General features: G+C 71.4%; 21 protein-coding genes and 1 tRNA gene. 14 read left to right on the plus strand and 8 right to left on the minus strand.

Features of this window, described 5'->3' with window-relative positions:
• Positions 1 to 186: 186 nt before the first annotated feature.
• The gene (locus tag ACFQU3_RS05600) at positions 187 to 1,749 is read left to right on the plus strand and encodes a DHA2 family efflux MFS transporter permease subunit (RefSeq protein ID WP_385907603.1); all 1,563 of its coding nucleotides are present in this window, start codon (positions 187 to 189) and stop codon (positions 1,747 to 1,749) included.
• A 57-nt stretch (positions 1,750 to 1,806) separates the two neighbouring features.
• Here ACFQU3_RS05600 and ACFQU3_RS05605 read toward each other — a convergent pair whose 3' ends face one another.
• The 3 genes from ACFQU3_RS05605 to ACFQU3_RS05615 form a co-directional block, all read right to left on the minus strand.
• Complete coding sequence (locus ACFQU3_RS05605; protein ID WP_385907604.1) at positions 1,807 to 2,604, minus strand: DinB family protein; 798 nt, start codon at positions 2,602 to 2,604, stop codon at positions 1,807 to 1,809.
• A gap of 148 nt (positions 2,605 to 2,752) precedes the next feature.
• On the minus strand, positions 2,753 to 3,991 hold the full coding sequence (gene fahA, locus ACFQU3_RS05610; RefSeq protein WP_385907606.1) for a fumarylacetoacetase: 1,239 nt from the start codon (positions 3,989 to 3,991) through the stop codon (positions 2,753 to 2,755).
• On the minus strand, positions 3,988 to 4,848 hold the full coding sequence (locus ACFQU3_RS05615) for a hypothetical protein (protein ID WP_385907608.1): 861 nt from the start codon (positions 4,846 to 4,848) through the stop codon (positions 3,988 to 3,990). The genes fahA and ACFQU3_RS05615 overlap by 4 nt, the downstream gene beginning before the upstream one ends.
• 81 nt (positions 4,849 to 4,929) lie before the next feature.
• Between ACFQU3_RS05615 and ACFQU3_RS05620 the strand changes: the two genes are divergently transcribed.
• The gene (locus ACFQU3_RS05620; protein ID WP_385907610.1) at positions 4,930 to 6,201 is read left to right on the plus strand and encodes a homogentisate 1,2-dioxygenase; all 1,272 of its coding nucleotides are present in this window, start codon (positions 4,930 to 4,932) and stop codon (positions 6,199 to 6,201) included.
• 4 nt (positions 6,202 to 6,205) lie between these two features.
• Entirely contained in the window at positions 6,206 to 6,877 is a 672-nt protein-coding gene (locus ACFQU3_RS05625; protein ID WP_385907611.1) for an IclR family transcriptional regulator, read from the plus strand.
• Between the two features lie 39 nt (positions 6,878 to 6,916).
• On the opposite strand, the gene ACFQU3_RS05630 is transcribed toward ACFQU3_RS05625, so the two are convergent.
• Both ACFQU3_RS05630 and ACFQU3_RS05635 read right to left on the minus strand, forming a co-directional pair.
• Positions 6,917 to 7,531, minus strand: coding sequence for a nicotinamidase (locus tag ACFQU3_RS05630; RefSeq protein ID WP_385907613.1), 615 nt, complete (start codon positions 7,529 to 7,531; stop codon positions 6,917 to 6,919).
• A gap of 3 nt (positions 7,532 to 7,534) precedes the next feature.
• On the minus strand, positions 7,535 to 8,785 hold the full coding sequence (locus tag ACFQU3_RS05635) for a nicotinate phosphoribosyltransferase (RefSeq protein WP_385908273.1): 1,251 nt from the start codon (positions 8,783 to 8,785) through the stop codon (positions 7,535 to 7,537).
• 133 nt (positions 8,786 to 8,918) lie between these two features.
• On the opposite strand from ACFQU3_RS05635, the gene clpS reads away from it, so the two are divergent.
• The 6 genes from clpS to ACFQU3_RS05665 all read left to right on the plus strand — a co-directional run bounded on the left by clpS (position 8,919) and on the right by ACFQU3_RS05665 (position 13,901).
• Positions 8,919 to 9,224, plus strand: coding sequence for an ATP-dependent Clp protease adapter ClpS (gene clpS / locus ACFQU3_RS05640; RefSeq protein ID WP_385907615.1), 306 nt, complete (start codon positions 8,919 to 8,921; stop codon positions 9,222 to 9,224).
• Positions 9,224 to 9,949 (plus strand): DUF2017 domain-containing protein, encoded by a 726-nt coding sequence (locus ACFQU3_RS05645; RefSeq protein WP_385907617.1) that lies wholly within the window; start codon positions 9,224 to 9,226, stop codon positions 9,947 to 9,949. Before clpS ends, ACFQU3_RS05645 begins: the two co-directional genes overlap by 1 nt.
• A gap of 57 nt (positions 9,950 to 10,006) precedes the next feature.
• On the plus strand, positions 10,007 to 10,774 hold the full coding sequence (locus tag ACFQU3_RS05650) for an MBL fold metallo-hydrolase (RefSeq protein WP_385907619.1): 768 nt from the start codon (positions 10,007 to 10,009) through the stop codon (positions 10,772 to 10,774).
• A 207-nt stretch (positions 10,775 to 10,981) separates the two neighbouring features.
• Entirely contained in the window at positions 10,982 to 11,722 is a 741-nt protein-coding gene (gene rph, locus ACFQU3_RS05655; RefSeq protein ID WP_385907621.1) for a ribonuclease PH, read from the plus strand.
• The gene (rdgB, locus tag ACFQU3_RS05660; RefSeq protein ID WP_385907623.1) at positions 11,719 to 12,339 is read left to right on the plus strand and encodes an RdgB/HAM1 family non-canonical purine NTP pyrophosphatase; all 621 of its coding nucleotides are present in this window, start codon (positions 11,719 to 11,721) and stop codon (positions 12,337 to 12,339) included. The genes rph and rdgB overlap by 4 nt, the downstream gene beginning before the upstream one ends.
• The gene (locus ACFQU3_RS05665; RefSeq protein ID WP_385907625.1) at positions 12,336 to 13,901 is read left to right on the plus strand and encodes a molybdopterin-dependent oxidoreductase; all 1,566 of its coding nucleotides are present in this window, start codon (positions 12,336 to 12,338) and stop codon (positions 13,899 to 13,901) included. The genes rdgB and ACFQU3_RS05665 overlap by 4 nt, the downstream gene beginning before the upstream one ends.
• A 12-nt stretch (positions 13,902 to 13,913) precedes the next feature.
• Here ACFQU3_RS05665 and ACFQU3_RS05670 read toward each other — a convergent pair whose 3' ends face one another.
• Complete coding sequence (locus ACFQU3_RS05670) at positions 13,914 to 14,315, minus strand: RidA family protein (protein ID WP_385907627.1); 402 nt, start codon at positions 14,313 to 14,315, stop codon at positions 13,914 to 13,916.
• A 79-nt stretch (positions 14,316 to 14,394) separates the two neighbouring features.
• On the opposite strand from ACFQU3_RS05670, the gene ACFQU3_RS05675 reads away from it, so the two are divergent.
• From ACFQU3_RS05675 to ACFQU3_RS05690, 4 genes are all read left to right on the plus strand, one after another.
• Positions 14,395 to 14,475, plus strand: a tRNA-Leu gene (locus ACFQU3_RS05675).
• A gap of 156 nt (positions 14,476 to 14,631) precedes the next feature.
• Positions 14,632 to 15,105, plus strand: a complete 474-nt coding sequence (bcp, locus tag ACFQU3_RS05680; protein WP_385907629.1) for a thioredoxin-dependent thiol peroxidase — start codon at positions 14,632 to 14,634, stop codon at positions 15,103 to 15,105.
• A gap of 27 nt (positions 15,106 to 15,132) precedes the next feature.
• On the plus strand, positions 15,133 to 15,384 hold the full coding sequence (locus ACFQU3_RS05685) for a DUF3618 domain-containing protein (RefSeq protein ID WP_385907631.1): 252 nt from the start codon (positions 15,133 to 15,135) through the stop codon (positions 15,382 to 15,384).
• Positions 15,385 to 15,423: 39 nt separating this feature from the next.
• Positions 15,424 to 15,765, plus strand: a complete 342-nt coding sequence (locus ACFQU3_RS05690; protein ID WP_385907633.1) for a GroES family chaperonin — start codon at positions 15,424 to 15,426, stop codon at positions 15,763 to 15,765.
• Between the two features lie 15 nt (positions 15,766 to 15,780).
• Here the strand turns inward: ACFQU3_RS05690 and ACFQU3_RS05695 are convergent, their stop codons facing one another.
• On the minus strand, positions 15,781 to 16,602 hold the full coding sequence (locus tag ACFQU3_RS05695) for a hypothetical protein (RefSeq protein ID WP_385907634.1): 822 nt from the start codon (positions 16,600 to 16,602) through the stop codon (positions 15,781 to 15,783).
• A 198-nt stretch (positions 16,603 to 16,800) separates the two neighbouring features.
• On the opposite strand from ACFQU3_RS05695, the gene ACFQU3_RS05700 reads away from it, so the two are divergent.
• Positions 16,801 to 17,625 carry an alpha/beta fold hydrolase gene (locus tag ACFQU3_RS05700; RefSeq protein ID WP_385907636.1) on the plus strand — a complete coding sequence of 275 codons (825 nt, stop codon included), beginning with the start codon at positions 16,801 to 16,803 and terminating at the stop codon, positions 17,623 to 17,625.
• A 159-nt stretch (positions 17,626 to 17,784) separates the two neighbouring features.
• Here ACFQU3_RS05700 and ACFQU3_RS05705 read toward each other — a convergent pair whose 3' ends face one another.
• Positions 17,785 to 18,810 (minus strand): tagatose 1,6-diphosphate aldolase, encoded by a 1,026-nt coding sequence (locus ACFQU3_RS05705; protein WP_385907638.1) that lies wholly within the window; start codon positions 18,808 to 18,810, stop codon positions 17,785 to 17,787.
• Positions 18,811 to 18,880 lie beyond the last annotated feature (70 nt).

An 18,880-nucleotide genomic window follows, 5' to 3' on the forward strand; every position in this document is an offset into this window, starting at 1 on the left:
CGTATGCCGGGTCGGTCGTCGCGGACGACCGGCCCGGCTCTCGTCGTCCCTCGGTGGCCGTCAGCCACGGGCAGAAGTCGGTTGCGCCACTGTCAGGGGTCGGCGCCAGAATGGACGCTGCCCCGGGCACCCCCGCGGGCCACGGCGGCGACGCCGTCCCAACTCTGGAGAAACTCGGAGTCCACCTTGTCTGCTTCTGCTGCACCACCTGTCGGTTCGGGGCATCCCGACAAGCTCGACGGTGCCGTTCTCAAGGTCGCCGGCGTCATCGTGCTCGGGGCCATCATGTCGATCCTCGACATCACCGTCGTCAACATCGCGCTCACGAAGTTCCAGACCGAGTTCTCGACCAACCCGTCGCAGCCGCTCGCCTACTCCACGGTCGCGTGGACCGTCACGGCCTACACCCTTGCTCTCGCGACCGTCATCCCGCTGACGGGCTGGGCGGCCGACCGCTTCGGCACCAAGCGGCTCTACATCCTCGCCGTCATCCTCTTCACGGCGGGGTCGGCGCTCTGCGCCACGGCCGGGTCCATCGAGGTGCTCATCACCTACCGCGTGCTCCAGGGTCTCGGGGGCGGCATGCTCATGCCGCTCGGCATGACGATCATGACCCGCGCCGCCGGGCCCGAGCGCATGGGCCGGCTCATGGCCGTGCTCGGCATCCCCATGCTCCTCGGCCCCATCTTCGGCCCGATCCTCGGTGGCTGGCTCATCGACAACTACTCGTGGCACTGGATCTTCCTCATCAACGTGCCGATCGGTGTCTTCGCCGTCGTCTACGCCCTCTGGGCCCTGCCGGGCGACCGCCCGGAGCCGTCCGAGTCCTTCGACGTCATCGGCATGCTGCTCATGTCGCCGGGTCTCGCGCTCTTCCTCTATGGCGTCAGCTCGATCCCGGGGGAGCGCACCGTCGGCTCTAGCAAGGTGATCGTGCCCGGACTCATCGGGGTCGCCATGATCGCGGTCTTCGTCGTCTACAGCTTCAAGCCGAAGCACCCTCTGCTCGACCTGCGGCTCTTCTCCAACCGCCGCCTCACGGTCGCGATCATCACGATGTTCCTCTTCGCGGCGGCGTTCTTCGGCGGGCTGCTGCTCGTGCCCCAGTACCTCCAGCAGGTGCGGTTCGAGACCCCGATGCATGCGGCGTACCTCATGGTCCCGCAGGGCGTCGGCGCCATGCTGACGATGCCGATCGCGGGCGCGCTCGCCGACCGGATCCCCGTCGGGCGCATCGTGCCCTTCGGCCTCGCGGCGATCGTCGTCGGCATGTTCCTGCTGACCAACGTCGGGCCCGACACGTCGTACTGGGGCTACCTCATCCCGGTGCTGTTCCTCATGGGCCTCGGCATGGGCGGCACGATGATGCCGATCATGACCTCGGCGCTCAAGACGTTGACCCACCACGAGGTCGCCCGTGGCTCGACGCTGCTCAACATCACGCAGCAGATCGCGAGCAGTATCGGCGTCGCGGTCATCTCGGTCGTCTTCACGAACTACCTCAACACCTCCCAGCGTGCGGGCGCGGTGCTGGCCGCACAGTTCGACCCGACGATCAAGGAGAAGCTCGGCGAGCAGGGCCTGACGGCAGCTGTCGCGGAGCTCGCCGACGTCTACGGCAGGACGTTCCTCATCGCCGCCGTCCTCTGCGCCGCGACCCTCGTGGCGGCGTGGTTCCTGCCGCGTCGCCACGAGCAGTCCCGACTGCTCCAGGACGACCCGGCCGCGGCTCCGGTCGTCCTGCACTGAGCCCGCACGAGGTGTTCCGCCGCGTCGTGTCCGCGCGCGGCGGAGCACCTCGACCCGTCAGCCGGGCTCGGACGTGCGTGCCTCGAGCACATCGAGGTCGCGCTCGGCGAAGAGCCGGTGGTACCACTCCTCGTTGAGCACGACGAGCAGGCACTCCCGCACCGGGAACGACTCGCCGGGAGGCGGCCAGCCGGCTGCGTCCACGGGTGTCGTGGCCCGGTCGAGCTCGTCCTCCGTGAGGCGATCCACGACCCGCCGGACCGTCGCCATCCGGTCGTGTCGCAGCTCGAGCGCCTCGTCCAGGGTCGGCCGCGCCTCCCGGTCGCGCGGAACACCCGGCGTGTCCTTCATGCCGTCCCACGGCAGGTCCAGGGGGTGCCAGGGAGTGGGGTCGCCCTGGACGCCGCGGCGCACCCACGCGTCCGTGGCGAAGGCGAGATGGCGCAGCGTCTCGATGAACGACCACTCGCCGCCGACCGACTCGTGGAGCAGTCCGGGGTCGACACGCTCGAGCCGGCGGGCACGCTCGACGGTGCCGGCCCACAGCCGCTCGACGAGATCCCACGCTTCGCGGAAGCCGTCGGGCTCGGTGGGGCGCATCTTGGGCCGATCGGGGTCGAGCCGGTCGAGCTCGGCCTCGACGAGGGGAGCCACGTCGACGCCGTTGATCCGCACGTTGAGCAGCTCACCCGAGATCTCGACGTCCTCCAGCTCGACGCCGCGCATGACGACGTGGCGCAGCGCGGTGTCCCGGAACCGGGCGTGGGCGAGGTCGGCGAAGGAGAAGTCGGATCCCGTGAGGTCGACGCGGTGGAAGCGGGAGTCGCGCAGGTCCTGTCCCGAGAAGTCGGTCATGTGGCCGAGGCTAGTCGTGGTCCGGACGTTCGGCGCCCGGAACGGCCGCCAGGCTCGAGGCCGGTCAGAGGGTCGGCCGGAGGGCCGGTCGGAGGGTCGGCCGGAGGGCCGGTCGGAGGGCCGGTCGGAGGGTCAGTCAGAGGGTCGGTCAGAGCGCCGGGCGGATGGTGCCCGTGCACTCACCGAGGCCGATGCGCGCCCCGTCGGGCCCGGGCGCCCAGGCCGTCATCGTCACCGTGTCGCCGTCCTCGAGGAACCCGCGTGTCGTGCCGTCGTCGAGGATGAGCGGCTCTGTGCCGTTCCACGTCAGCTCGAGGAGCGACCCGCGCGTCTCGCGGCTCGGACCGCTGATGGTGCCGGAGCCGAAGAGGTCGCCGTCGCGGATCGAGGCGCCGTTGACGGTCAGGTGGGCCAGCATCTGCGCGGGGGACCAGTACATCCCCGCGTGCTCCGGGCGTGAGACGACGGTGCCGTTGAGGCGGACCTCGACGTGCACGTCGAGGCCGAAGGCGTCTCCCGTGAGGTAGGGCAGAACCTGCGGGTCCGACTGTCCCGGAAGGGGAACCCGGGCTGCATCGAGCGCGTCGAGGGGCGTCACCCAGGCCGAGACCGACGTGGAGAAGGACTTGCCGAGGAAGGGGCCGAGCGGCACGTACTCCCAGGCCTGGATGTCGCGGGCACTCCAGTCGTTGAGCAGCACGACGCCGAAGAGGTGGTCGGTGGCCTCGTCGACCGACACGCGCGAGCCGATGCTCGTCGACCCGCCCACGACGTAGCCGAGCTCGGCCTCGATGTCGAGGCGGCTGCTGGGTCCGAAGACCGGCGCGGGGTCCTGGGGGCCCTTGCGCTGGCCCGTCGGACGCACGACGTCGGTGCCCGACACGACGACGGTTCCGGATCGGCCGTGGTAGCCGATGGGCAGGTGCTTCCAGTTCGGGGGGAGGGCGGCGTTGTCGGGACGGAAGATCTGCCCGACGTTGCTCGCATGGTCCTCGCTCGCGTAGAAGTCGACGTAGTCGGCGACCTCGATCGGCAGGTGCAGCACGACGTCGTCCAGGTGGTGGAGATGTGGCTCGACCCGAGAGCGGAGGGACTCGTCCGTCAGAGCCTCGGTGGCCCAGTCCCGGGCGGATGACCATGCCGGGCGACCAAGGGCGAGAAGCGAATTGAGGCTGGGCGAGCGGAACGCCTCCGTGATCGCGGGGGACTCGGCCATGCCGGCGCCCACGTCGACGGCCGCACCGAGGTCGAGCGCCAGGTCGCCGATGCGGACACCGAGTCGACGTCGCTCGGGCCCGTGGGCGGTGCTGAAGACGCCGTAGGGGAGGTTGGCGATGCCGAACGGGTGGTCGGCGGGCAGGTCGAGCCACGTGCTCCGGGTCGTCAACGCTGGTGCTCCTTCGTCGGGATGAGGCCGAGGGCCCCGAGCTCGGTCAGGGGGTCGAGGACACCGCAGCAGCCGTAGGCGGTGAAGCTCTCGCGGACGCGCTCTGCGTCGAGGGTGCCGAGGCCCGACACGGCCGTGACGAGCACCTCGGCGTCCTGGCGGGCCAGCTCGCCGGCGAGGTCGTCCGCCTCGGCGCCGTGAACGGCCTCGTGGGTGGCGAGGACGACATTGAGCAGACCGTGCATCGGCTCGCCGTCGTACCTTCCACGCACCGCGTGGTGCAGGCCGCCTGTCAGCTTGAAGGGCAGCGCCCGGAGGACGACGGCGTCGAGGAACCCTGCGAGCACACGCTCGTCGGGCCAGCGCCACGTCGGCGTCGTGCCGGTGCGGAACTTCGCCGTGACGTCGTGGTCGTCGTCGACGGCCGCCGCGAGGTCATCGAGGGCGCGCTCCTGGTCCTCTCCGAGCCCGACCTCCACCACGACGGGGACCTCGGCCGCGAGGACCTGCCGCCACTCGCTGGACCAGCCGAGCTCGCCGGCCGTGACGAGAACACGGGTGTCGTCGTGGAGGGTCTCCAGAGCCTCGAGCAGGGGCTGCACCGGACTGCCGGGGCGCATCACGAGGCCGACCTCGAGCGGGGCTCCCTCGGTGCGCTCGTCGGCCGCGGCGAGGCCGGCGACCTCGGCCGCGCTGGTCGCGGGCACGAGCAGGGGACCGATGTGGGCGGCATACGGCCCGGTGCGTCGGTCGAGGTGGTCGCGCACGGCGGCCTCGAGGGGCGCCAAGCCGGGAGGAAAGACCGCGGCGTCGTCGACGATGCGGTCGAAGAGCGGCGCGAACGGCGTCCTTGACATGACCGGGAGCGTACTCCACTGTTGCAATAGCGATACACCAGTGTCCGTTTATCGGACGCACAAGATGGAGAGGCACTCGCCATGGCGCACTACCAGGCCGTCGGGAGCATCCCGCCCAAGCGGCACACCCAGCATCGCCGCCCCGGGAAGGGCGCGACGCCCGGCGAGCTCTACTACGAGGAGCTCATGGGCGAGGAGGGCTTCTCCTCCGACAGCTCTCTGCTCTACCACCGCAACATCCCGTCGACGACGACCGGCGCTGCCGTGTGGGACCTGCCCGACCAGTCGACGACACCCAACCACCCGCTGACGCCGCGCCACCTCAAGCTCCACGACCTGTTCGACGCCAAGGCGGTCCGCGGCACCGACGTCGTCACCGGGCGTCGGCTGGTGCTCGGCAACGGCGACGTGCGCATCTCGTACGCCGTTGCCGCACAGGTGAGCCCGTGGTACCGCAACGGCATCGGCGACGAGTGCGTCTACGTCGAGCGCGGCCGCGCCCGCGTGGAGACCGTCTTCGGCTCGTTCGAGGTGGGCGAGGGTGACTACGTCATCATCCCGCGGGCCGCGACGCACCGCTGGCTCCCCAAGCGCTCGACGAAGGACCCGCTCCGCGTCTACTGCATCGAGGCCAACAGCCACATCGCGCCGCCGAAGCGCTACCTCAGCAGGTACGGCCAGCTGCTCGAGCACGCGCCCTACTGTGAGCGCGACCTGCGCCAACCTGCCGGACCGCTGCTCGCCGAGGACATCGGCGCGAGTCCGGACGAGGAGACCGAGGTCTACATCAAGCACCGCGGCAACGGGCCGGGTGGGATCGTCGGCACGATCCACACGCTCCCGTTCCACCCCCTAGACGTCGTGGGCTGGGACGGCTGCCTCTACCCGTACGTCTTCAACGTGCGCGACTTCGAGCCGATCACCGGCCGCATCCACCAGCCGCCACCTGTCCACCAGGTCTTCGAGGGCGCGAACTTCGTCGTCTGCAACTTCGTGCCGCGCAAGGTGGACTACCACCCCCTCGCCATCCCCGTGCCGTACTACCACTCGAACGTCGACAGCGACGAGATCATGTTCTACGTCGACGGCGACTACGAGGCGCGCAAGGGCTCGGGCATCGCAAAGGGCTCCGTCTCCGTGCACCCCGGTGGCCACGCCCACGGCCCGCAGCCGGGCGCGACCGAGGGCTCGATCGGCGTCGAGCGCTTCGACGAGCTCGCTGTCATGGTCGACACCTTCCGCCCGCTCGAGCTCGGCGAGGGCGGTCGCGCCGTCGACGACGGGCTGTACGCGACGTCGTGGTCCAAGGGGATGGCCCGGCCCGCTACCGGTGGCGTCCACTCCGAGGGCTGAACCGGTGGCCGGCTCCGACGGAGCGCCGAGGGCCGAGACCTCGCAGACGCTCGATCGCGGCATACGCGTGCTCGAGGTTCTCGCGGCTGGTGAGTCGGCGGGCCTCACGGTCACCGAGCTCGCCGCTGCCCTCGGCGTCGGCCGGCCGGTCGTGTACCGCCTCGTCACGACTCTCGAGGAGCACCATCTCGTGTCACGGTCGGCCGACGGGCGCGTGCGGCTCGCCCTCGGCGTCAGCCGCCTGGCCTCGGCCGTGACCCCGATCGTGCGGAGCGAGGCACGCCCGGTGCTGCGCGAGCTCGCGGATGCCGTGGGCGCCACCGCCCACCTGACCATCGCCGAGGGCGACGAGGCGCTGGCCCTCGTCGTCGTCGAGCCGTCGTGGACCGACTTCCACGTGGCCTACCGCTCGGGTGCCCGCCACCGGCTCGACCAGGGCGCGGCGGGCCGGGCCATCCTCGCGGGTCGCGCGGGCCAGCCCGGTCCCGTCGCGACGGACGGCGAGCTCCAGGCCGGCGCGCACGGGCTCGCGGTGCCGCTGGCGGTCGGGGTCGGGGCCACGCCGGGTGGTGTCGAGGCCTCGGTCGGCGTGGTGTCCCTCGAGCCGCTCGACGCGCGCACCGTGGGTCCGCGACTCGAGCGGGCGGCCCGCGCCCTCAGGGCAGTCCTGCGCTGACCCAGCCACCACCATTGCAGCCGTAGGGTGGCCGCTGCCTCAGCCGGCGACGGTGGGCGTGCCGCGGAGCCGGACGCCGACCTCGGCCAGCTGCGCCAGCGCGGCGTCGGTCGTGGGCCGGGCGACGCCGGCCGTCAGGTCGAGCAGCACGGTCGTCTCGAACCCCTCGCGGCGCGCGTCGATCGCGGTCGCACGCACGCAGTGGTCGGTCGCGATGCCGACGACGTCGACGCGCCGGACGCCGCGCTCCTTGAGCCAGGTGGCGAGGCCCGACCTCTCGTCGTCGTCGGACCTGCCCTCGAAACCGCTGTAGGCGGCAGCGTGCTCACCTTTGCGGAAGACCGCCTCGACGTGACCGAGCGCCCCAGCCAGACGAGGGTGGAACTCCGCGCCCTCGCTGCCGGCGACGCAGTGGACCGGCCACGTGTCGACGTAGTCGGGGTTCGTCGCGAAGTGCTCGCCCGGGTCGACGTGCCAGTCGGCCGTCGCGACGACGTGGTCGTAGTCCGCCGCGTGCCTGCTCACGTGCTCGCTGATCTCGCGCGCCACCTCGGCGCCACCCGCGACGGCGAGCGACCCGCCCTCGCAGAAGTCGTTCTGGACATCGACGATGATCAACGCCCGCTTGGTGTCCGGTCGCGTGGACTCGGCCATGGCTCAGTCCTCCTCGTAGATCGTGGGAATGACGGGCTCGCCCCGCGACAGCTGCGTCGCGACCCGGGGCAGCTCGGCTCGCGACGCACTGTGGCGGGCACGCGCCTCGTGGATGTCCTGGTGGTCGACGACCTCACCGTCGCGCACCAGGTCGACCATGAGCGGGCGGTCGTCGCCGTCGTCACGCGGCGCCTCGCCGATGCCGATCACCTCGGCCTGCGCAACGCCGTCCTCGTCCCGTCGGCGCATCGCCCACTTGCGGCCGCCGACGGACAGCTTGTCCTTGCTCTTCTTCGCGACGCCCTGCATCTGACCCGAGGCGTCCTCGCGCTGCACGAGCTTGTAGACCATCGACGCCGTCGGGGCGCCGGAACCGGTGACGAGCGCCGTGCCCACGCCGTAGCCGCTCACGGGCCCGGCCGCGAGGGCGGCGATGGCGTACTCGTCGAGGTCGGACGTGACGAGGATCCGGGTCTCCCTGTTGCCCGCGGCGTCGAGCTGGGCGCGCACCTCGCGCGCCTGGATGAGCAGGTCGCCCGAGTCGAGCCGGACGGCGCCGAGTCCCGGCCCGGCGATGTCCATCGCCAGGTCGACCGCCGTCTTGACGTCGTAGGTGTCGACGAGGAGCGTCGTGCCCTTGCCCAGCGACTCGACCTGGGCCGTGAAGGCCTGCTTCTCGGAGTCGTAGAGGAGGGTGAACGCGTGGGCCGCGGTGCCGGCGGTCGGTACGCCGTGCCGCAGCCCCGCCTCGAGGTTGCTCGTCGCGGCGAACCCCGCCACGTACGCCGCCCGGGCCGCCGCGACCGCCGAGCCCTCGTGCGTGCGCCGCGACCCCATCTCGATGCAAGGGCGGTCACCGGCCGCACTGGTCATGCGCGAGGCCGCCGAGGCGATCGCCGTGTCGTGGTTGAGGATCGACAGGACCAGGGTCTCGAGGAGGACGCCCTCGGCGAAGGTGGACTCGACCACGAGCACGGGCGACTGCGGGAAGTAGCACTCGCCCTCGGCGTAGCCGCTGATGTCACCGGAGAAGCGGTAGGACTCGAGCCAGTCCAGCGTCGGCCGGTCGACGACACCAGTGTCGGCGAGGAAGCGCAGCTCCTCCTCGCCGAAGCGGAAGTTCTCGAGCGCCTCGAGGACGCGGCCGGTGCCGGCGATGACGCCGTAGCGCCGGCCGTCGGGCAGCCGCCGGGCGAACACCTCGAAGACGCAGCGGCGGTGCGCCTCGCCGGAGGCAAGGGCTGCCTGGAGCATCGTCAGCTCGTAGTGGTCGGTCAGCAGCGCCGTGCTCGCGGCGCGAAGGCTCGTCGGGCTCACGCCCTTCAGCCTAGGTGGACGTGGACTCCCGGGCCGCCTGCCCGGGCCCGGCTGGACCTAGGGTGGCTCTGTGACTGCGCCGACTCTCTCCCTCGCTCCCGTCGAGCAGGAGGTGACATCCACCGAGGAGGTCGTCGCCCCCGACGTGCCCTGGGTGACGATCGTGTGGAACGACCCCGTCAACCTCATGACCTACGTGACGTGGGTCTTCGAGACGTACTTCGGGTATGCGCGACCCAAGGCGGAGAAGCTCATGATGGACGTCCACATGAAGGGCAAGGCCGTCGTCTCCAACGGCCCGCGCGAGTCGATGGAGCGCGACGCCGAGGCACTCCAGGGCTACGGCCTCTGGGCGACGTTCGAGAAGGACGAGTGATGGCCCGGGCCTTCCTGCGCGAGGACGACCGCTACGTCGCGCTGCTCGACCCGACCGAGCGCACCGTGCTCAGAGGTCTGATGGAGCAGACCCGGACCCTGCTCTCGCCCGAGGTCGAGTCCACCGGCGACGCCTTCGACGACCTCGTCGCCTCGATGGGGGTCTCGCTCGGCGCGGCCGACCAGGCTCCCGGACACACTGGCGCACGGGCGGACTCGACCCTCGCCGACAGGGACCCCGCTCTCGACCGCCTGCTGCCGACGGCACACCGCGGTGACGACGAGATCGCGGCGGAGTTCCGCCGGCTCACCGAGGAGGGGCTGCGCCAGCGCAAGAGCGGCAACCTCGACGTCGCCGTCGGCGCGCTGTCTGCCGCGACGGGGAGCCGCATCGCCCTGGACGCCCGCGAGGCGCCGGCGTTCCTCATGGCCCTCACCGACGTCCGCCTGCTGCTCGGCGAGCGGATGGGCATGCGCACCGAGGAGGACGCCGAGGCGCTGCACGCGGCGATGGACGACATCGACGACGACGACCCGCTCGGTTACGCCATGGCGTGGTACGACTTCCTGACCTGGTTGCAGGAGACCCTGACCCACGCGCTCATGGGCACCGACCTCGGGGAGGTCGAGACGGCATACGACGACGAGGTGGACGACGACGACCTCGACGACCTCGACGACGGGGACGACGTGGACGACGAGGGAACCGGTCGCGGGGCGGTGTGACACACCCGACGTCCCGGTCCCCGGCCGGCGTCGGCCCCCTCACCTAGGCTCGACACCGTGGACGTCACGATCGTCGGGTGCTCGGGATCCTTCGCCGGGCCATGCTCGCCCGCCTCGTCCTACCTCGTGCGCACAGAGCACGAGGGCCGCATCTGGAGCATCGTCCTCGACCTCGGCAGCGGCGCGCTCGGCTCCCTCCAGCGGCACATCAAGCCGTATGCCGTCGACGCCGTGCTGCTCAGCCACCTGCACGTCGACCACTGCATCGACATGTGCGGGCTCTACGTGATGATGCGCTACGTCCCGGGTGGCCCGGGTCGTGAGCAGATGCCCGTGTGGGGCCCGCACGGCACGGGTGCCCACCTCGCGCGCGCCTACGGCGGCGGGGACACCGAGGACGTCCTCGGTGTCTTCGACTTCCACGACCTCCAGCACCGCGAGGCGATCACCGTCGGGCCCTTCACGATCACGCCCGTCCGCGTCAACCACCCGATCGAGGCGTACGGCTTCCGCGTCGAGGCCGACGGCCGCACCCTCGTCTACACGGGCGACACCGACACCTGCGACGCGCTCACCGAGCTCATGACGGGGGGAGACCTCGTGCTCGCCGACTCTGCGTTCGTCGACGGCCGAGACACGGTCCCCGACATCCACCTGTCCGGCCGCCGGGCCGCCGAGGCAGCCGTCCGCGCCGGGGGAGTGCGGCGCCTCATGCTCACGCACATCCCGGCCTGGAACGACCCGGAGGTGTGCCGCGAGCAGGCCGCGGCCGTGTGGCCGGGCGAGGTCGAGCTCGCCGACCCCGGCGCGACCTACACGGTGTGACAGCCCGGGGCGCGGATACCGACCGCGCCGGGTGGAAGTGCCCACTCGACCATCACGTCGAGTGGGCAGTTTCACCCGGCGGCCGGAGGTCGGCATCGACGTACGGCGGCGGGCCGGCCCGTCCTTACGGTCCACGAACGTCGCCCCCGGTCCGTCGTCGCCCACGCGGTTGAGGCCTAGCGTTGAGTCATGGCTAGCCTCGTGGGCATGACTGACCGACATGACGGCCGTGCCCCCGACCAGACCCGCGAGGTGCGGATCACGCGCAACTGGCTCGACCACGCGGAGGGGAGCGTCCTCGTCGAGTTCGGGCGCACCCGCGTGCTCTGCGCGGCATCGTTCACCGAGGGCGTGCCGAGATGGCTCAAGGGCAAGGGCTCCGGGTGGGTCACCGCCGAGTACGCGATGCTGCCGCGGGCGACGAACACCCGCTCCGACCGCGAGAGCGTCAAGGGACGCATCGGCGGGCGCACCCACGAGATCAGCCGTCTCATCGGCCGCAGCCTTCGCGCCGTCATCGACACCAAGGCACTCGGCGAGAACACCATCGTCCTCGACTGCGACGTCCTGCAGGCCGACGGCGGCACCCGCACCGCGGCGATCACCGGCGCCTTCGTCGCCCTCGCCGACGCCATCGAGGACGCCCGCGCCAAGGGCCTCATCGGCAAGACCGCCCAGCCGCTCACCGGTTCGGTCGCCGCGGTCTCGGTCGGCATCGTGGGGGGTCAGGCCGTCCTCGACCTCGACTACCCCGAGGACGCGACGGCCGGTACCGACATGAACGTCGTCATGACCGGCGACGGGCGCTTCATCGAGGTCCAGGGCACCGCCGAGGGCGAGCCCTTCGACCGTTACCTGCTCGGACAGCTGCTCGACCTCGCGACGAAGGGGTGCGCCGACCTCACCGACCGACAGCGGGCCGCGCTGCGTGAGGGGGCGAGCCTGTGACGAAGGTCGTCCTCGCCACCCGCAACGCGCACAAGGTCGACGAGCTGCGCGAGATCCTCGCCGACGTCAGCGCCGACCTCGGGCTCGAGATCGTCGGGCTCGACGGCTTCGCCGACGCACCGGATGTCGTCGAGGACGGGGTGACGTACGAGCAGAACGCCATCCTCAAGGCCGCCTCGGCCGCCCAGGCGACCGGCCTGCCGGCGCTCGCGGACGACTCCGGGCTCGCGGTCGACGTCCTGGGTGGGTCGCCCGGCATCTTCAGCGCCCGGTGGTCCGGCGGCCGCGGTGACCGCGCCAACCTCGAGCTGCTCCTCGCCCAGCTCGGCGACGTCCGCGACGAGCACCGCGCGGCCGCGTTCGTCTGCGCGGCGGCCCTCGTCCTTCCAGACGGGCGCTCGGCCGCCGAGCTCGGCCGGTTCCCGGGCACCGTCGCACGCGAACCGCGCGGCACCAACGGGTTCGGTTACGACCCGATCTTCGTGCCGTCCGACCAGCCGGACGGCGACGAACGCACGTTGGCGGAGTACGACGCCGACGAGAAGAACCACGTCTCGCACCGGGCGCTTGCCTTCCGTGCACTCGTGCCACATCTGAAGGAGCACCTGAGGCCATGACCACGACCAGCCCGGCCACGGTTCCATCGACCACCCCGCCCCCGGCCCGACGCCCGGCCTGGTGGGGAGCGCTCGACGGGGTCGTGGCCGGGCTGCTCACCGTCGGTCTCGCGACGCTGGCCGCCTCCGTCCTGACGGCTCTCGGCCAGTCATCGGGCCAGCCTGCGCCGATCGCCGCGGTCAGCGGCGCCTTCATCGACCGGACCCCGCCGTGGCTCAAGGACTTCGCGATCGCGGCGTTCGGCACCAACGACAAGCGCGCCCTGCTGGTCGGCACCGTCATCGTGCTGGCGCTCGCGTGTGCGGCGATCGGCGTGCTGGCGGCCCGGCGCCTCGTCCCGGCCCTCGTGGTGTTCGCGGTCGTCGGCGCCGTCGGCGCGGCCGCCGTGCTGTCGCGACCCGGCGCAGGCCCGTTCGACGTCGTGCCGACCGTGCTCGGGACCGCCGGCGGCGTGTGGTTCCTCAGCCGCGCCGCGGCACCCGCAGCACGCGCTCCGGGCGCCACGAACCCCGGACGTCGGTGGCTCCTCGGGGGAGCGGTCGGTGCCGTGGCGGCATACGTCGGCAGCTACCTCGGGGGTGACTCCGCGGCGGCCACGGTGTCGCGCGACGCACTCAAGTCGACGCCCCTCAAGGGCACGAGGCTCGCCATCCCCGACGGCGCGGACCTCAAGATCCCGGGCCTCACGCCGTACATCGTCCCGAACGCCGACTTCTACCGCATCGACACCGCCATCGTGGTGCCCCGCGTCGACGCCGACGAGTGGAGGCTCACGGTGACCGGCATGGTCGACCGCGAGGTCGAGATCGACTGGAAGACGTTGCAGGGCAAGCAGATGCAGGAGGCGCCGGTCACGCTGACGTGCGTGTCCAACGAGGTGGGCGGCGACCTCGTCGGCAATGCTGTGTGGACCGGTTGGCCGGTTCGCGAGCTGCTCAAGATGGCCGGGCCCAAGGCCGGTGCGGACATGGTGCTGCAGACGAGCATCGACGGGTTCACGGCGTCGACGCCGCTCGCGGCGCTGACCGACGACCGCAACGCTCTCCTCGCCATCCGGATGAACGGTGAGCCGTTGCCCTTCGAGCACGGCTTCCCGGTGCGGGTCGTCGTGCCGGGGCTCTACGGCTTCGTGTCCGCCACGAAGTGGGTGACCGAGCTCAAGGTCACGACGTACGCCGACGACGTCGCCTACTGGACGCCGCGCGGCTGGTCGGCGACCGGGCCGATCAAGACGGCCTCACGCATCGATGTGCCCAGGGCCGGTGCCGTCGTCAAGGCGGGCACGGTCGCCGTCGCGGGCGTCGCGTGGCACCAGCACACCGGCATCTCGAAGGTCGAGGTGCAGGTCGACCAGCAGTCGTGGACGGAGGCGCGCCTCGCCGTCGACGCGAGCATCGACACGTGGCGCCAGTGGGTCTACGAGTGGGACGCGACGCCGGGCAGCCACGACATCCGCGTGCGCGCCTACGACGCAGCGGGGGAGGTGCAGTCGCCACTGGAGGCGCCACCCGCGCCCGACGGAGCGACCGGCATCCACGTCGTCAACGTGCGGGTCGAGTGAGGCCCGACCTCGTCAGATGCCGGCGGGCGACGCCGGGTCGACGATCGCCTCCGCCTCGATCTCGACGAGCAGGTCCGGGTCGATGAGCGCGGCCACCTGCACCATCGTCGACGCCGGCCGCACGTCGGCGAAGACCTCGCCGTGCGCGCGACCGACCTCCTCCCAGTCCCCGATGTCGGTGACGTAGATGCGGGTGCGCACGACATCTGCCGGGCTGGCCCCGCACTCGGCGAGGGCCGCGACGATGATCCCGAGGGCCACGCTCGCCTGGGCGTACGCGTCACCCGGGGCGACGACCGTCCCGTCGCGCATCGCGGTCGTCCCGGCCACGTGCACCACGTCGCCCACCCGGACGGCGCGCGAGTAGCCGACCACGCCCTCCCACGGACTCCCGGTGCTGACAGTGCGTCTCATGCGCGCAGGCTAGCCGTCACCGTGCCGTGGCTGCGTGCCGGTGGTGCCGACCCTGACTACAGTGGGGCCCGCACCCCGAGCGGACGTGGTGGAACTGGTAGACACGCAGGATTTAGGTTCCTGTGCCTCAGGTGTGCGGGTTCGAGTCCCGCCGTCCGCACCCAGGCCTCCCGGTGACGTGCTCGTGACGCGCCCGAGGCGGGTACGAGACGTACCGATACGATGCCCGAAAGCATTCGTCCAGCGCGAGATTCGTGCGCGTCCGGCCCCAGGGGCCGCAGCTGGTCCACGCGCGCCGACCACGAAGGAGCACATCGTGACGTCCAAGCTCGAGCCCGGAGACCGGGCCCCCGGCTTCAGCCTCACCGACGACACGGGCGCGACCGTCAGCCTCGCCGACTTCGCCGGCCGCAAGGTCATCGTCTACTTCTACCCGGCGGCCATGACCCCGGGCTGCACGAAGCAGGCCTGCGACTTCAGCGAGTCGCTCGACTCCCTGAAGAAGGACGGCTACGAGGTCGTCGGCATCTCCAAGGACGCCCCCGCCAAGCTCGCGAAGTTCCGCGAGCGCGACCACCTCACCCTCCCCCTGCTGAGCGACGAGGACCTCGCGGTCCACACGGCATACGGCGCCTGGGGGGAGAAGAAGCTCTACGGCAAGACGGTCGAGGGTGTCATCCGCTCGACCTTCGTCGTCGACGAGGAGGGCAAGGTCAGCCACGCGTTCTACAACGTCAAGGCGACCGGCCACGTGGCCAAGCTCCGCCGCGACCTCGCCATCGCCGACTAGAGTCTGACCGTCCCCGAAAGGAAGCCAATGAGCGACACCGCACGGATCGAGCAGGACATCCAGGCCGCCCGCGCGCGCCTCGAGGGCACCGTCAACGAGCTGGCCTACCGCGCCCAGCCGCAGGTCATCGCGCAGCGCCAGCTCCAGGGCCTGCGCCTTCGTCTCGACGCCGCCACCCACACCGAGGACGGTGAGCTGCGCATCGAGCGCATCGGGGCCGTCGTCGCCGCGGCCGTCGTCGTCGTGGTCGCCATCGGGCTCCTGCGCCGCCGGCGCTGAGCCCGCACCCCCGCGACACCACCGGCACCCCTCCGCGCCATGGTCAAGAAGACCGCCGCCTCGTCGGCCGACAAGCTCCCCGTCCGGATGCTGCACGACCGCGTCCTCGTCTCCCTCGAGTCCGAGGGGGAGCGGCGCTCCGGTGGCGGCATCCTCATCCCCGCCACGGCGTCCGTGGGCAAGCGACTCGCGTGGGCCGAGGTCGTGGCGACGGGCGCCAACGTCCGCCAGGTGCAGCTGGGCGACCGCGTGCTCTTCGACCCCGAGGACCGGGGCGAGGTCGAGCTGCACGGCAAGGACTACGTCCTGCTGCGCGAGCGGGACATCCACGCCGTGGCGGCCCAACGCGTCGAGGACGGGCAGACCGGCCTCTACCTCTGAAGCGTTCGGGCTCGTTCAGTCCGGGCGCAGCCCGAGGTGACGCAACAGACCGGGGCCCGGCCAGACCGGCTTCGTCGGCAGCGGCCACTTCTTCGGGTCCTTCTTGTTGAGCGCGCGGTACTTGTCGAAGCAGACCTGCTGCGCGACGGGACCGTAGTGGTCCGCCGCCTCGCTCATCCACGCCTTCTGGTGAGCCGCGCGATAGTCGGCGGGCATCGAGTCCCACAACGCCTTGTTGAAGCGCCGGACGGCCGCGTTGCGCTTGCCCGGGCGGATCGCCTCGTCGTCGATGGCAGCGCCGCCCCCCGCGGCCCCGGTGGCCGCGATCGACGCCCCCGACGCGAGGCCAGGGATCGGCACGCCGGCGAAGTCGGACGACCAGCCGCGGTACGGCTTGTTCCACGCGCGCGTCAGCCTGTCGATGGACACCTCGCCGACCACGCCCTTGTCGGGCCAGTCCGTCGAACGGACCCTGCCGCCGCCGACGGACAACGCGATGTGACCGAACTTGCCGCCGCCCCAGTACACCGGTGCTCCGGCGGGCGCGTCCATGTCGGTGTGCCGGTTCTTGGCTCGCTCCCACGCCTCGTGCGCGTGGTCGAGCCCGAAGTGGCGCGGCGCCGCCAGGGCGTTCCACACGAAGCGCGTGCACATGTCGACCGTGAACGTGGTGAACCGTCGGGCGAGCGGCACGCTCTGGGCGGGACCCCGCACGTCGATGCCTCGGTCGCCCTGCCGGGGGTCGTCGCCCGGCACGTCGGGCTCGACGATGACCTCGACCTCGACGTCCCTGCCGCCTTCCTTCTCGGTGGACTTGCCGGCCTCGTGAGTACTCATCGCAGCTCCCTGGAGACGGGGACGCGGCCACCCGCGCCCCGGATGTTCTTCCATCGTCCAAGGGAGGGCCGCACCTGTCAGCCTGATACACGGATTGGGTGTAGAGGACTTGGCAGCGGCGAAGGGGCCCGGCCCTTTCCCGCTGCGCTCGGATGCGGGACCGTGGGTTGGGGATGACTGGCGAGGGCGGTGAATGACATGGCAGCTCGGCCGGAGGCACGCCGAGGGACCCTCGCGAACGGGATGGACTTCGCGACGTGGGGGTCGGGGCCCAAGACGCTGCTCTACCTCCCGGGCGGGCCCGGCAGCTCGATCCCCGACGGCTTGATGGCCCGCACGTCCCAGCGGTGGTTCGACCCGTTCGTCGACTCGGGGTATGCCGTCCGGTACGTCACGCGCCGCCGGCACCAGCCGCGGGGACACACGGTCGCCGACATGGCCGACGACGTCGGCGCCATGATCGTCGACGAGCTCGGGGGCCGGGTGGACCTCGTCCTGGGCGAGAGCTTCGGCGGGATGATCGCGCTGCACCTGGCCGCACGGCAGGGGGACTGCCTCGACCGGCTCGCCGTCGTCGTGGCGGCAGCCGAGGTCAGCGCATGGGGCAAGGAGGTCGACGGGCGTCTCCTCGCCGCCCTGGCGCGTTCCGATCTCGCCGCTGCCGGGTCCGCGTTCGCCGAGTACGCCCTGCCCGGCGACGGTACCCGCTGGCTGCGTCGGCTCGCGGGTCCCCTCATCGCGCGCAGCCTGTTCTCCGGGAAGAGGTTCCCGACTTCGGACGTGCTCGTCGAGACCGAGTCGGAGCTGACGTTCGACGCCCGCGGGGCGCTTCCGGACATCCGGGTGCCGGTGGTGCTGATCAGTGGCGACCGGGACCGATTCTTTCCGCAGAACATCGTCGAGGAGACCGTCCGGCTCATCCCGGACTGCACCCTCATCGCCTACGAGGGCAAGGGGCACCTGCAGGTCGCCAGTGACCGCCGCGTCGCGCACGACATCGTGGCCTTCGTCAGCCAGCGTTGATGGTGGTGGAACTGCTTGACGTCGCCGCCAAGGGTGGACGTCGTCCACCGGCGACGACTTTCGCCGCCGTTGGGGGTCCTTTTCCGATGGTTCCCGTCCGAACGGGGATGGGCACGCGGCTTCCGGGGTCCTCGCCCGTTCGGGCTCAGCCGTCGGGCGTCACCGGGCCTTGAGGTACTCCTGGTGCCAGCCCGCGGTCAGGGTCTCGCCGACCTCCTCGACGGGCGGGGGCTGCCGCCACGGCCGGCCTTCTGCCCGCACGATGGAGAGGCACTCGTCGAGTCGCGTCCCGCAACGTTCCGCTGCGGAGCGGCGCTCGCGCTCGGGCCCGCCCACGGCGCCGGTCCAGATCGCGCGGCCGGCCATGAACCCGGATGCCCCGGCCCTCGAGACGATCCCCAGCTGCCGGCGGAAGACGTCGTAGGTCCCCGAGCCGGACAGCAGGACCCACGGTGTGCCGGCGCAGGCCGCGTCGATGGCTCGAGCCGCCTGTGTCGCCGCCTCCTCACCGCTGCTGTCCTCGGGAGATTCGAGGAGGTCGCCGGGGAACTCGGTCTTGAGGACGTCGATGCCGAGGCCCACGAACTCCCGTGCCGCACCGACGAGCGTCTCGACCCTCTCCTCGCGGGCAGCCGCGCTGGTCGGGTCCTGGCCCTGCGCCGGGTACCACAACGGCTCGACGACGAGCGGGATCTGGTGCTGGTCGCAGTCGGCCACCAGACTCTCGACGGTGCGGCGGATGTCGTCGGCGTCGGCTGCATCGGGTCGCCACCAGACGACCATCTTCACGCCGTCGGCACCCAGGGTCTTGATCTTCTCGACGGTCCAGTGCTCGCGCACGGCCGTCTTCGTGCCGAAGCCGCCGTCGGCCTTGTAGCTGAGGGACTCGATACCGGTGATGATCCCGACGTCGCCCGGGATGACGCCGGTGACGATGCCCTGCGCCATCGACCACAGCGGGTCCACGAGCAGCGCGCTGGCGTGCGGAGCCACCGCTGCGATGAGCTCCAGCTTGCTGCGGGTGACCTCCGCGGACGTGACCCGGCGCCAGTCGGGGTCGAGCAGCGCCAGATAGTTCTCGGGGTGGTCGATCGCGAGAGTGGCGATGAACCCGTCCGCAGTCGCGATCCGCGTCAGCGACCGGATCTTGCCCAGGCTGTTCCGACCGCTCAACCAGTCACTCATGAGCCCTCCAGGGGTCTCGGGAAGCCCTTGCGACGCCGGGGTGCGTTGTGTGGCCCTCGACGGTTGAAGT

This window comes from Terrabacter sp. GCM10028922, assembly GCF_042666095.1.
In the GTDB taxonomy this organism is placed as follows: Bacteria; Actinomycetota; Actinomycetes; order Actinomycetales; family Dermatophilaceae; genus Terrabacter.